The 13,388-nt window shown below is 45.7% G+C and carries 9 protein-coding genes and 1 pseudogene; 6 read left to right on the top strand and 4 right to left on the bottom strand.

All coding sequences use genetic code 11. From position 1 onward, the window contains the following. Positions 1 to 35: 35 nt before the first annotated feature. Positions 36 to 791 carry an SDR family NAD(P)-dependent oxidoreductase gene (locus V6669_RS16850; RefSeq protein WP_062834752.1) on the top strand — a complete coding sequence of 252 codons (756 nt, stop codon included), beginning with the start codon at positions 36 to 38 and terminating at the stop codon, positions 789 to 791. Positions 792 to 911: 120 nt separating this feature from the next. Here V6669_RS16850 and V6669_RS16845 read toward each other — a convergent pair whose 3' ends face one another. The 4 genes and pseudogenes from V6669_RS16845 to V6669_RS16830 form a co-directional block, all read right to left on the bottom strand. Beyond that, positions 912 to 2,096, bottom strand: coding sequence for an MFS transporter (locus V6669_RS16845; RefSeq protein ID WP_338587059.1), 1,185 nt, complete (start codon positions 2,094 to 2,096; stop codon positions 912 to 914). 229 nt (positions 2,097 to 2,325) lie between these two features. Beyond that, the gene (locus V6669_RS16840; protein WP_338587058.1) at positions 2,326 to 2,610 is read right to left on the bottom strand and encodes a metalloregulator ArsR/SmtB family transcription factor; all 285 of its coding nucleotides are present in this window, start codon (positions 2,608 to 2,610) and stop codon (positions 2,326 to 2,328) included. A 164-nt stretch (positions 2,611 to 2,774) separates the two neighbouring features. Next, on the bottom strand, positions 2,775 to 3,116 hold the full coding sequence (locus V6669_RS16835; RefSeq protein WP_338587057.1) for a ribosomal protein L7/L12: 342 nt from the start codon (positions 3,114 to 3,116) through the stop codon (positions 2,775 to 2,777). A 40-nt stretch (positions 3,117 to 3,156) separates the two neighbouring features. Continuing rightward, positions 3,157 to 3,381 (bottom strand): annotated as a pseudogene (locus V6669_RS16830) (cytochrome P450); the annotation flags it as partial. A 266-nt stretch (positions 3,382 to 3,647) separates the two neighbouring features. Here V6669_RS16830 and V6669_RS16825 point away from each other — a divergent pair. The 5 genes from V6669_RS16825 (at position 3,648) to V6669_RS16805 (ending at position 13,388) form a co-directional block, all read left to right on the top strand. Then, positions 3,648 to 4,625 carry an aldo/keto reductase gene (locus V6669_RS16825; RefSeq protein WP_338587056.1) on the top strand — a complete coding sequence of 326 codons (978 nt, stop codon included), beginning with the start codon at positions 3,648 to 3,650 and terminating at the stop codon, positions 4,623 to 4,625. Positions 4,626 to 5,046: 421 nt separating this feature from the next. Continuing rightward, positions 5,047 to 6,147, top strand: coding sequence for an AAA family ATPase (locus tag V6669_RS16820; protein WP_338587055.1), 1,101 nt, complete (start codon positions 5,047 to 5,049; stop codon positions 6,145 to 6,147). Next, positions 6,135 to 8,603 carry a DUF5682 family protein gene (locus V6669_RS16815; protein ID WP_338587054.1) on the top strand — a complete coding sequence of 823 codons (2,469 nt, stop codon included), beginning with the start codon at positions 6,135 to 6,137 and terminating at the stop codon, positions 8,601 to 8,603. The genes V6669_RS16820 and V6669_RS16815 overlap by 13 nt, the downstream gene beginning before the upstream one ends. Beyond that, positions 8,588 to 9,811 carry a VWA domain-containing protein gene (locus V6669_RS16810; protein WP_338587052.1) on the top strand — a complete coding sequence of 408 codons (1,224 nt, stop codon included), beginning with the start codon at positions 8,588 to 8,590 and terminating at the stop codon, positions 9,809 to 9,811. The genes V6669_RS16815 and V6669_RS16810 overlap by 16 nt, the downstream gene beginning before the upstream one ends. 19 nt (positions 9,812 to 9,830) lie before the next feature. Further along, the gene (locus tag V6669_RS16805; RefSeq protein WP_338587050.1) at positions 9,831 to 13,388 is read left to right on the top strand and encodes a DUF4132 domain-containing protein; all 3,558 of its coding nucleotides are present in this window, start codon (positions 9,831 to 9,833) and stop codon (positions 13,386 to 13,388) included.

The following is a 13,388-nucleotide window of genomic DNA, read 5'->3' as shown; positions in this document are numbered from 1 at the left end:
TCACAAGATGACACACACACATGGAGGAGATCAACATGAGTCACGCAGGAAAAGTAGCCATTATTACTGGAGCAGGAAGTGGATTGGGCCAAGCAGCAGCGCTAAAGCTGGCTGAGAAGGGCGCATCCATTGTCGTTGTGGATCTTGTCGAAGAGACAGGTCTTGAAACCGTTAAGCAGATTGAGAAGCTGGGAAGTAAAGCTATTTTTGTACAAGCAGATGTGAGTAAAGCACCTGAAGTTGAGAATTATGTGAAAAAAGCAGTCGAAGAGTTCGGGCGAATCGACATGTTCTTTAATAATGCAGGGATTGCGGGTCCTGGGATCAAGTTGATTGAACATACGATTGAGCAGTTTGACCAGATCATTGATATTAACCTGAGAAGTGTATTCTACGGGTTGAAGTATGTGATTACGGAAATGCTCAAAACAGGTGGGGGTTCCATTCTGAATACAGCCTCCACAGCCGGTATTGTTGGTGTACCCGCAGTTGCACCTTACGCAGCAACCAAACATGGCGTGGTGGGTTTGACCCGCACAGCTGCAATTGAATATGGCAAGGACAACATTCGTGTAAATGCGATTGCTCCAGGTACAATTGAGACGCCGATGGTTGTTCAGTTTGGTAAAGACAACCCTGAAGTGTTCAAGGCAACCGTTGACAGCATTCCATCTGGGCGCCTTGGCAGACCGGAAGAAATCGCGAACCTGGTTTCCTTCCTGCTTGGAGATGAAGCGCCGTATATTAATGGTGCAGTATATCCGATCGATGGTGCAGTTACGGCCCAATAAGAGTTCAGCTTATCGGTAATAGGATAGCCGTTAAAATGGTTAAAGAGAGGCCACTGTATGCGTACAGTGCCTCTCTTTTTAATTTCTCTTTTATAATACGAATAGTACTACGAACTCATATCAGGCAGCGTTATGCGATGTATCGGTTTGTGTACTTTTCACAGAGGTTGAACGATACGAGCCTATAACGATGATGACGGCAACAGCAACCCCGACAGCGCCAATCCAGGTAATGGATGATAATGAAACGCTGTTGACCGCGATTCCGCCAATACCTGCGCCGGCGGCCATAGCTAATTGCATGACCGAACTATTCAGACTAAGCATAATACCTGAGGATTCGGGAGCCATAGTCACGAGGTTATACTGCTGAGTTGGACCCGAGGACCACGCGGCAAAAGACCACAAAATCAGAACAAGCAAGACAGCGAGATGAGAACTTGCCGTTATATTCAGCAGGACCAGACTCATGATATGCAGTGTCATGCCTGTGATCAACGTTCGTTTGACACCCCATCTGTCAGCACCGAATCCTCCTACTTTTGAACCGATCAGACTAGCAATACCAAATGCGAGTAAAGCTGAACTGAGTAGTGCTTCGCTCATTCCCGCAACGGTTACGAGATAAGGTGAGATATACGTGTAAGCAATGGAATAACCACCTAACCAGAAAAAGGTCACCATCAGTGCCAGCACAATTCGTGGCTGTTTGAGCAAAGAGAGTTGTTTCTTCAGTGGAACAGGGGCTTCTGCTTTGGAAGGCGAAATGGCGGCCGCGATCACCAGCATGGCAAGAACTCCAAGAACGGCGATGCCGGCAAAAACAAGCTTCCAATCCCAAGATGCAGCCACAAGCCTTCCGAGCGGAACGCCAACAATCAAGGAAGCTGTAAATCCAGTGATTACTGTGGCGATTGCACTAGCTTGTTTGCCTTCAGCCGCTATTTGAGAAGCAACCGTTAATGCCGTGACAACAACAACGCCCGCCCCTAAAGCCATCAACACGCGTGCTGCGACGAACAGTCCATAACCCGGCAACAGATAGGCAAGAACATTAGCCACAACGAATAGACCAAGGAAGTATAACAACAGCTTGCGACGGTCCCAGCGCGAAGTGAGTGCAATAATGACAGGTGTACCTAGCGCATATACGAGTGAAAAAATCGTAATGAGCTGTCCGGCAGCGATTAAAGAGATATTCATCGTATCTGCAATACGATCCAAAATGCCGGCAATGACATATTCGGACGTTCCCACAAGGAAGCTGACCAAGGCAAGAACATAGATTTTGAGCGTAGAAGACATGGAACATAACCTCTTTCTGATTATAATTATTATATTTTTAGAAATATAGAAATAAAGACGATAGAACAAGACATGAATGCTCTGAATGCAACTGATCTACGAACGGTAATGTTACAACCTAGATAATGAATAATGGTATAAGCGTAAACTTAGGTGACCTAGTTTTACTAATAAATATTGTGGGTTGTTTCGATATTTTCAATTATATAGAAATATAAATCAAATTTTTTTATTTATTTAGCAGATAGGGAACAAACTTTTGTGCGGTCTCCGTGTTCAGGCTGTAGTAGATATACGTACCTTTCTTCTGCGATGTAAGCAGGCCACAATCGTACAGCTGTTTCAGGTGATGAGACAGAGTCGATAGGGCAACCGTAACAAGGCGGCTCTCCAGATCAGCGGGACACAGGTTGCTTTCGCCCGATAAAATCTGAATGATTTTGTACCGTGTTTGTTCGCCCAGCGCTTTATGAATTTTGACGACTTGTTCAATCTCATTCGAGTTTGATTGCATAATGATCTTTCCTTTCGTCTTTATTTCTTATTTCTAGTAATATAGAAATAACAGTAGCATATGTCGTTTGAAAAGTAAACTCTCGGTGAAGATTCCAGACTTTCGTCTGTGTTAACAGACGAAAGTCTGGAGTAACTTCCCCCGAGAGTTATGTGAGTTGTATATTACCGATCTAGAGAATCAACATAGTCTTTGGCTTCCTTCAACGAAAGACCTCTAGCTTCACGCAGTCGTTTGATCGCCATAATTTTTTTCCCTTGTTGTATGAGTGCAAACAGTTCCTGATCCAGATCCGTTTGGGCCGGTTGGCTTGTGTGGGAAGGGGATGCTTCCTTCGGCGACAAGGTGTAATTGAAGTCGGAGCGTGTGCCTGCGGTTGAACCGTTCTCCAGACGCTCCACATCTCTTTTCAATTCATTTAATTGACGTTGCAGGCTGGTGACTCTGACCAGTAACACAAGGATCAGAAGCAGAAAAACGATCCATACCAAGGTGTTCATTTCCATGATGTCATGTGCCTCACTTTCATTTATTCATATTTAGCCATTATTTTAGTTGAACCGGGATTTCCTTGACACCACGAACTATCATGCCGGGTCTCCATTCCAGTTCATTCACATTTGCCTGAAGCTGTATATTTGGAAAACGATTCAGAAGTGTGCTGACTGCAATCTCATCTTCCAGACGAGCAAGCGGTGCTCCCAAGCAGAGATGAATGCCTTTGCCAAAAGCTAGATGCGAACTCTTCTCGCGTGTGATATCGAAAATATCAGCATCCTAGGGTTGTGTGTGAATTCTTTCGTGAAAAACGCTGCCTTTGAGGACTCGTTGGGTTCATTCGGGTTCAAATGCAAAATCTCCTTTCATATTCCTGCATAATACCTGCACCCTCTATATATTCAATACAGAAGCTTTTGAAACCTTGTTTTTTCTTCATATGGATGATAGAGCAGGAAAATAGAGGAAGATGGAAGAAGACATGGTAGAGAGAAGCGGTTATTATGCTTGGTAAAAATGAAAATGAGGTGAACGCTGACATGTCTTACGCACAACTTCCTTTGCATCACCACCAGATTCCGGCAAGTCGAATGGTTCTTGGCTGTATGCGGTTTGGGGGTGAATGGGATGGGCTCCCCATTACTTCAGATCTTGTCGTAGAAGGTCATCGAGCGGTAGAAGCAGCTCTCGATATAGGCATTAACCACTTTGATCTGGCGGATATTTACACACGTGGTAAGGCAGAGCATGTCTTGGGGCGAGTTTTATCCGAAACTCCCGGCTTGCGTGAACAGATCATTATACAGTCGAAGTGTGGTATACGTCTTGTGGGTGATGATGAAGGACCACAGCGTTATGACACCTCAGGTGCACATATTCTGGCGAGTGTGGACGGTATCCTGGAACGGCTCAGCATCGATTATCTGGATATTTTGCTGTTACACCGTCCTGATCCGCTCGCCCATCCGCAAGAGATTGGAGAAGCACTGGCTGAACTGCATCATTCCGGTAAAGTGCGCCATTTTGGTGTGTCCAACATGGGTTCTGAACAGATTCGTCTTCTTCAGCTTCATAGTAAAGTACCTCTGATTGTGAACCAGTTGGAGATGAGTCTGGACAAAATCGGATTCGTAGAAGCCGGTGTTACGGTGAATCGACCCCAAGCTAGAGATAACGTGTTTCCCTATGGTACGATGGAATATTGTCAGGCAGAACATATTCAACTGCAAGCTTGGGGTCCCCTTGCTCAGGGGCGATTTACTGGCAGGGTAGTTGAGGGACAGCGTCCTGAAATTGAGCATACGGCCCAATTGGTTGATCGAATGGCTAAGGAGCGTGGAGTTACACCGGAGTCTATTGTACTGGCTTGGTTAATGAAGCATCCAGCAGGGATACAACCTGTCATTGGTTCGATTCGACCAGAACGTATTCTGGCCTGTCGTGATGCAATAAATATTGAGCTTACCCGTTATGAGTGGTACGAGCTGTATTCCGCTTCATGCGGGCGTAGAATGTAAGTAGGGAATTCTGAGAGAGTGGTTCGTATCGATCAAAATTCATAGATATTGGGTGAAATTTGGACATATAAGAAGAGACAGGCTGCTGATAGCCTGTCTCTTCTTTGTAATAATGGGCTTCATTTGGTTGAAACACATGATCGAAAGTGTAATGAATCCTAAGGTCATATGGCCTACAATGCGTTTGCATGGGTAATAAGCATGCTGATTCGGAGCCGAAAACAGTGTTTAGGCACGGTTGTAAGGATATTTCACCTTCATATTTGTGCTAGAGGCTATGTCCATGGACTTAGGAAGAGTGCTGATAAGAAGGACGTTTCAACCATTTTTATCGTTTTACCGGGTAGTTGTTCGAGGGCTGTGATAAAATGATAGGAATAAGAACATACGATCTGTTTATGTGAGAGGAGACACCTTGACGATGGAGATGCTTAAACCACCCGCCGAGACATTATACGAGGTTGAATTACGTGCATTACGAGAGGAAGATCAGGGGAAACGTCCCCCTAACTGGCTGTTATCTCCCGCCTATGTGCGCGATTTTATTATTGGCAGGGATAAGCCTGCGTTATTAAATGGAGAAGAAATCTCGATTACCCGCAAATTCTATGGCAATGACGTGTTAATTGAACGTGCAGTGGTTACTCTGGCAGGCAATCGAGGATTAATGCTCGTGGGAGAACCCGGGACAGCCAAGACCATGCTGAGCGAACTGCTGACCGCAGCAATCTCCGGAACCAGTCTGAATACGATTCAAGGTACAGCAGGCACGACAGAAGATATGATCAAGTATTCCTGGAATTACGCCATGTTGCTCGAAAAAGGCCCTTCGGAAGCGGCACTTGTGCCATCACCGTTATATAACGGCATGAAGAAAGGTATTCTTACCCGTTTTGAAGAGATTACACGTTGTCCGGCTGAAGCGCAGGATAGTCTGATCAGTATTCTCAGTGACAAGGTCATGAGCATTCCTGAACTGGATGGTGGTGTACTGTTTGCACAACCTGGATTTAACGTCATTGCTACAGCCAATATTCGGGATAAAGGTGTTAACGAAATGAGCGGTGCATTGAAACGTCGGTTCAATTTTGAAACGATCAAGCCCATTCATAACGTGAAGATGGAAGCCAAAATTATTGAGTCCCAGGCACGAAGCCTGTTATTACATAGTGGAATTGATATTGACATTAACCCGGACGTGGTTGAATTGCTGGCTACAACATTTATGGAACTGCGCACCGGCATGACACGGGAAGGCTACAAGCTCGACACACCTCAAGCATCCATGAGTACGGCAGAAGCAGTGTCTGTCTATGTCCAGAGTGCGATGACTTCCTATTATTACGAAGATAAAGCGATTGCGCTGGATCGGTTGGTACAGAACATGTTAGGGACCATTGCAAAGGAAAACGACAAGGATCTGTCCATTCTCAAAACCTATTTCTCCAAGGTCGTAAAAGAGCGTTCCAGGGAAGAGGGAATGTGGAAGGACTACTATGAGGAGAGAAAATGGATCGGTTAACAGCAGTTCTGGACCCTGATGTTGTTCAGTTACAATCCTTGTTCGAATCCCAGGTGTATAACCTGAGTAATCCTACGGTCTATTATCCAATACGACACCATAGCCCTGCATGTTCATATCACTTGTTACGATTAATTGAGGAGTACAAGCCAGATATCATTTTGATTGAAGGACCGGAGAGCGGTAATCCATTAATTTCGGTGCTGAGTGATGAGGCAACCTTACCTCCTGTCAGTCTGTACTATACCTATGAGAGTGAATTGGAGAGAGAAGCCTGCTATTATCCGATGCTTCGGTATTCACCTGAATATGTAGCTTTGAAAGAAGCAAAACGCCTGAACATTCCGGCGAAGTTTATTGATTTGGACTATCAACACTTCTCCACTCGTGCATCCAAATCCGGCCAGACAGAACAAAAGGAGATCTCCATTCAGGACGAAACCTTGCTTGCGGGGTCTGACTTCATTAATCGGTTGTGCCAAAAAACAAACTGTCGCAGTTTTGATGAATTGTGGGAAAAGGTGTTTGAGATTGGCGGTCTGGAGAAATCCACTCGGGAGTTCGTACAGGATGTATTTACATATTGTACTTTATCTCGAATGTGTTATTCCGCGGAACGATTACAGTCTTCAGGTGATCTGGCAAGAGAAGCACATATGAAACAACGTATTCAACAAGCGGTGCAGGAGTATGACCGTGTGCTTGTCATTACCGGTGGATTTCATACGTATGGACTGTTGATGTCAGAGAAACATGAATCGGAATTGGAACAGCCAGAAATGGATAAACAGCATACAGACCAACGTTTGGATGGACAAGGTAAATTAGGAACGTCTCAACAAAGTACGGTTAATCCAGATACGGTTCATCAACAAATGTACCCGATGGTCTATACCTTTGCTGAAGCGGATCGGCTCAATGGATATGCGAGCGGCATGCCTTATGTAAATTATTACGATCAGATCTGGAACCAGCTGCTTCGCAAAAAGAGTACACCGTATAATCTAACGGCTCTGGACTTGTTATCCCAGCTGATGCGCCAATTACGGAACGGTCACGAACATGTATCAACCAGTGATGCAATTGAGGCATACAGTATGATTCAGGGGCTTGCCGGGCTTCGGGGTAAAAGGGAAGGCGGCGTCTATGAGTTGATGGATGCAGCACTCTCTTCCTTTGTGAAGGGGGAGCTTACCTTGGCGACCGATAAACCGCTGCAAGAGCTGCAGCAGTTATTGACAGGAGACGTCATTGGAAGCGTGGCTCCCAATTCATTCAGTATTCCCATCGTGGAGGACTTCAAGGCGCGTTGTACAGAGCACAAACTGCAGATCCGCACAACAGGACAACACAAGAAAGTGCTGGATCTGTATGCGAAACCGGAGCACCGTCAGATAAGCCAATTGATTCAATGCATCACGTATCTGGTTCCGGATTTCGCGAAACGGCAATCGGGGCCGGACTGGATCGCAGAGCGTGATATGAATCTTGTGCGCGAAACCTGGGTTTATATGTACTCATCCCGCATTGAAGCCAGATTGATAGAGAACTCTCTCTATGGTGGAACACTTGCTGGAGCAGCCACACGCAAAATGGAAGAACAGATGCAAGAAATACCGGATCATCATAGCGGTGAACTTGCCCGGCTTATGCTTCAAGCGCTGCTCATGGGGCTTCAGGACACAGCGATGAAACTCTATGAACAGGTCCGCTCAGCGCTGAGGACCGACGGGAATTTCCTATCCTTATGTAACAGCCTGCATGTCTTGAACCGAATTCATCAACACCGCAGGCTACTGGGATTATCTGACGAGCAACATCTCCCTGACCTGGTATCCGAAGCTTATAGGAACGCCGTGGACAAGTTGTTACAGCTCTCCAGAGCCAACCCGGATGAACATGAAGCCATTATTCAGGGATTGAAGCTGCTAGCCATGCTCGCAGAGTCATCGGAGGAGTATTTTCAGGATGAGACATTCCGAATACATCTGAATGAGCTTCTATCTGATCACCAGCTTCCGGCTCAGCTGGAGGGTGTGTGTGTGGCTATTTCCTCAGGGCTCGGTGACAGGCCAAGGGATGAGATTGTTGATCGTGCTCGCGGGTATATCCATGGTACACCGGATCAGACCCGTCAAACCGCACTTTTTTTACAGGGAGTATTCACTGTAGCACGTGACGCTTTTTTATATGAAGATCAGCTGTTATCCGAGTTGAATTATCTGATTGAACAGCTGTCATACGAGGATTTCATCAGTATGGTACCGGAATTGCGGTTGGCATTCACCTACTTTACACCAATGGAGACGGGCTTGATTGCTGAACGGGTGGCGAGTCTGCATCAGGTTGAACCAGAGGAGATGCTAAGGCCTGCGGTCGATGAACAGATGCTGATTCAGTCCAAGACGTGGGATGAAGCGCTTCGAAAGGAGTTTACCGCATGGAAGCTAATATGAATGAAGCGAATCGGACAACGGGCGAAACCAGAGATATCAGTGAAAGTTCCAATCCGGATGGAAGCAAACGAGGGGATCAACATTCTGCTGAAACCTTAAATCGCTGGCGTCTGATTCTCGGTGAATCGGCTGAAGAGGGGCTGTGCAATACAGAGCAATATACTTCGGGTGAATTTCAATATACGGAAATCGATGAGATTCTGGGGTATCTGTATAACCGTGAATACGGTGAAGAACAAGGTTACCGAAAAGAGGGAGGACGCGGTGCGTCTAATCTGACTGTACCAAAATGGTTGCACAAAGTCAGGGAACTATTCCCCAAATCAACGGTAGAAATATTGGAGAAACAGGCGCTTGACCGCTATGGGCTGACAGAATTGTTAACAGACAAAAAGTTGCTTGAATCCCTTGAACCCAACATGAATCTGCTCAAGAACATTATGCAGTTCAAAGGACGGATGAAAGGTGAGGTGTTAAAGAGCGCTAAGGAGATCGTGCGAACCGTGGTTGAAGAGCTACGCAGCAAGCTGGAGTCTCAGACCCGAGCGAGTATCATGGGCAAGCGCAGTCGCTATACATCCAGTTCAGTTCGATCCTTGCGCAATCTGAATTTCAAGCGAACTATCACCAAGAATTTGAAGAATTACGATAAAAACAAGCGCAGGTTTGTGATTGATCGTCTGTATTTCGACGGGAATATACAGCCCCATAACAAGTGGAACATCATCATTGGTGTAGACGAAAGTGGCAGTATGCTGGATTCAGTCATCTACAGTTCGGTGATGGCCAGCATCTTCTACCGTTTGAATGCGTTGCGCACGAAATTATTCATATTTGATACGCAGGTTGTTGATCTGAGCGACAGACTGGAAGACCCCGTAGACGTGCTCATGAATGTACAGCTCGGTGGGGGGACACATATTACCAAAGCGTTGCGATATGGCGAGACGTTAATCGATAATCCAGGCAAAACCATTTTTATTCTGGTCAGTGATCTAGAGGAAGGGTACCCGATCGCGCAAATGTACAAAGCCTGTAAAGATATCATCGATGCAGGATGCAAATTACTGATTCTCACCGCGCTCGATTTTAACGGGGATTCAGTCTATAACAAACATGCCGCACAGACATTAACCAATATGGGGGCACATGTAGCAGCAATTACGCCTAACGAACTCGCGGATTGGATTGGCGAGATCATCACTTAAATTCAAGGAGGAATGTGTAATGCTTACAGCAGACCGCGCAGTTGAAACTTTGGTGGAGAAATTCGCAGTAACCTGTTCAAACGAGTACTCATTAAAAACAGATCGAAGCTCCGAAATTATTGATTATGTCTTGGGAACGACAGACAAGTTCCCGGATATGATGGGAAATTCGAGTCATTATGTGTATCAAACGATTGATCTGCTCATGAAGCTCGCTAAAAAAGACGATGGAGATATCTTTTACCGTGCAGGGGCTATTGTGATATATCTGGAATCCAATTATTCCAAAAGAAGTTCATGGAGAACGGATGCTTTTACTGTCTGTATGGGAAATGATTCAGAAGCCTACGGATTGAGCGGGAAGAGCAAAAGTGCTGATCGCATGGGTGGGTTGTTGGCCCGGTTGGAGAAGATCAAACAGTTTGCGGGCGAGAACGAAATTTCGGCTGAATTAAAGAGCAAATTAAAGCGTGCCCAGTGGCTTTTTGATTCCAAAAAGGCTGACACCCAGGGGGATTATCGAGATGTAATCAATGCGTTAATGCTGCTACAACTATATTCAAGACTCAGTGACACGGCTTCTCATCTTGCAGAGGTTCAATCTTCTGCTCAATCGTTACCCGTGTTGTTTCAACATGTGATGGCTAATGATCCAGATAAGTTGCGGGACGAGCTACATACGTTGATTGAACCTGTAGTGGTAAGTAATATTCAAGGAAAGCATAACGGATCATCCCAAGAATTGAAGGATGAATTCCTCAAAGAAAAGCGCAGTCGGCTCATAGCTGAGCTGTATCCCAATACGACTTTCTCTTCAAAAGAGCAATGTTCAAACACCGTATTCCATCAAACGATGGTACTGGTGAGTGGTGCCTTGTTGTACCTGATTAACATTAGTGGGGGTAAACAACGGTTCCTTGATACGAATAGTGAGATTGGGCATGTTTTGCTTCACACAATACATCAATTACATGAGATTTATCCACTTGAAGTTCGCCGTTACTTGCTGAGTATGGACCCTAGAGCAAAGAGTCCAAATGATCTGCTTGCTGGACTTGTGCCTCTGGATGAGCCTTATCAGTTGGTTGAAATATTGCGGGACGAGCTTAATTCGTACACGGTATCTTGGAACATGTTACAATCCGCGATCGCGAATCGTCCTGAACAAGCGATTCGAGCATACGAGATTATCAAACCGCCATTCCTGAAACTCTGCATTCAGAAATTCATGGAGGATCAAGGATTGACATTGCCTAATGCGGAGGGCTCACTGGAGCAAGCGGTATTTAACGCTCTTCGGCATCCTTTGGACGGGGGACGTCAAGGACTTGCGATTGCAAGATACTTAAGTGGGGAAAACACCCTGGAGGAATATTGGGAGGACCCGAATAGTCGTGGGTTGTTTAATCAACTGAATCGGGATAAGAAGCGTGTTCACAACCTCATTAGTATTAGTTTTCTGCCCTTGGATTCGGAGGCGATGCGCAGGTTCGCAATTCTGACCACTCATCCTGATTGGACACTGGATATTATCTCGGACATGTACAATTCATACGCGTTTAGTGGAGAGCAGCTGCTTCAACGTTATGGGCAAGATCCTGAGGTGCAACGTGAGAAATTGCTAACCAGCCTGATCTCACTCAATGGCATGACCGACTATAGATACAAATCCATGCCGCATGACGAATACCGCCGAATCATTCAGCAGAATCTGGACTATGCACTGACACAGTACAAGAAACTGCCAACAGATACGCGCATTTTAATTCTGGAGATAACCTTTGAACAGCGTGATGAGTTATCGAAGAAAATATTGGCTGAAGCGATTCGTGCCGGATTGCAGGATTCTTCCAAAAAGGCCACCGGCGTGGCGTTAGCGGAATTCAATCGAATTCCTGATCAGGACTTGTATACGCTCGTATACCTCTCCGAGAAAAAAGTGGGAATCAAAGAAATGGCTCTGACCGCAATCCGCAGTCTGGAAAACAGCAAGGAGCTGTATGGTGAGCTTTTGAAGAAAGAGAAGGCAGAGGATTGGAAGAACCTGATTCAAATTCTGCTGGATACCGCAGATTTAAGTCCAGAGTATGCCCATGCTGCACTCGCTGATCAGGCAGATGCCAAAAAGTTGTCGAGACTGAGCTGGTTGTCCTTGAAAGATCTCCCTTCATTGATACGTATTGAAGACAATCTACCTTTAGATGAACGGATTAAGCAGTATGCTTTGGTCCAATCATTGGATCATACATCCGGTCCTAATGAACGGTTGAATGAATTACGGGATTACGTAAGTGAGGCATCGCTCGCTCGTTTTGCAAGTGAATTGATTCAGGTCTGGATTCAAGAAGGTGCCCCTGCAAAAGAGAAATGGGTGATGTATGTATCAGCACTCTTTGGCGATATTCAGATTGTGAATATTCTGGCTCCGCAAATTAAGGAATGGACAGAAAATAGCCGCGGCGCGATTGCAGCAGATGCTGTAAAAGTGCTCGCTTATCTGAAGGATCCATCCGCTCTTATGGCGATCGATAAAATCAAACGTGGCGTGAAGAACCGTCAGGTGAAAGGTGCAGCAGAAGAAGCATTGCAACTTGCAGCCGATAATATGGGACTTACCTCGGAACAACTGGAGGATCGGTTAGTCACCACGCTTGGTTTTGATGAAAAAGGAACCATGCAGCTGAGTTACGGAGAGCGTTCCTTCCTGGTTAAGGTCAATGGAGACTTACAAGTCGTTGTCTTAAATGAAGAAACGGGCAAATCCGTGAAGAGTCTGCCTGCTCCTGCACAGAAAGATGATCCTGAATTGGCAGCCCAGTCCAAGGCACGTTTCACACAGCTGAAAAAAGATCTCAAATCCATGGTTAACATTCAGGCGCAGCGTCTGGAAGAGTCATTGTCCAAGCAACGTCTGTGGTCTGCCGATGAGTGGAAAGCACTGTTTGTACAAAATGTAATCATGCAAAAATTCGCTGTTGGTCTGATCTGGGGAACGTATGAGGATGGCGCTCTGATCAGCACGTTCCGTTATATGGAGGACGGCACCTTCAATTCCGTGGATGAAGACGAGGTTGATCTGCCTTCAGGTGCACAAGTGGGACTTATACACCCGCTGGAACTGGATCAGGCGACGCTTGAAGGTTGGACAACGCAGTTGGAGGATTACGAGATCAAGCAGCCATTTGAGCAATTGAATCGTGAGATTTACCAGCCAGAAGATGAGGACAAGATGAAGAATGAATACGATCATCTGCCCGAGTCTGACTTTTCACCAACGGCTTTCCCCAAAGCACTGGAGAAATACGGTTGGATCAAAGGACAGGCTCAGGACGGCGGCTGGTATCATGAATTTTATAAAGAGTACGGAGATCTTGTTGCGGAATTACAATTCAGCGGTACGAGCATCACGTATTACGAGGGATTAGATGACATTACCCTGGAATCCCTTCATTTCTTCAAACCGAATAACAAGCAATATTATTACTATGGTGACAACAAACCCATTGCTCTAGGCAACGTTCCGGGTCGCGTGTTCAGTGAAACGATCTACGACATTCTGAGAGCAACGGGGCGTTGA

It is taken from the genome of Paenibacillus sp. Y5S-9 (assembly GCF_036894235.1).
GTDB lineage: Bacteria > Bacillota > Bacilli > Paenibacillales > Paenibacillaceae > Paenibacillus.
The sequence above is the reverse complement of the archived record's forward strand: the minus strand, read 5'-3'. Positions and strand labels throughout refer to the sequence as shown.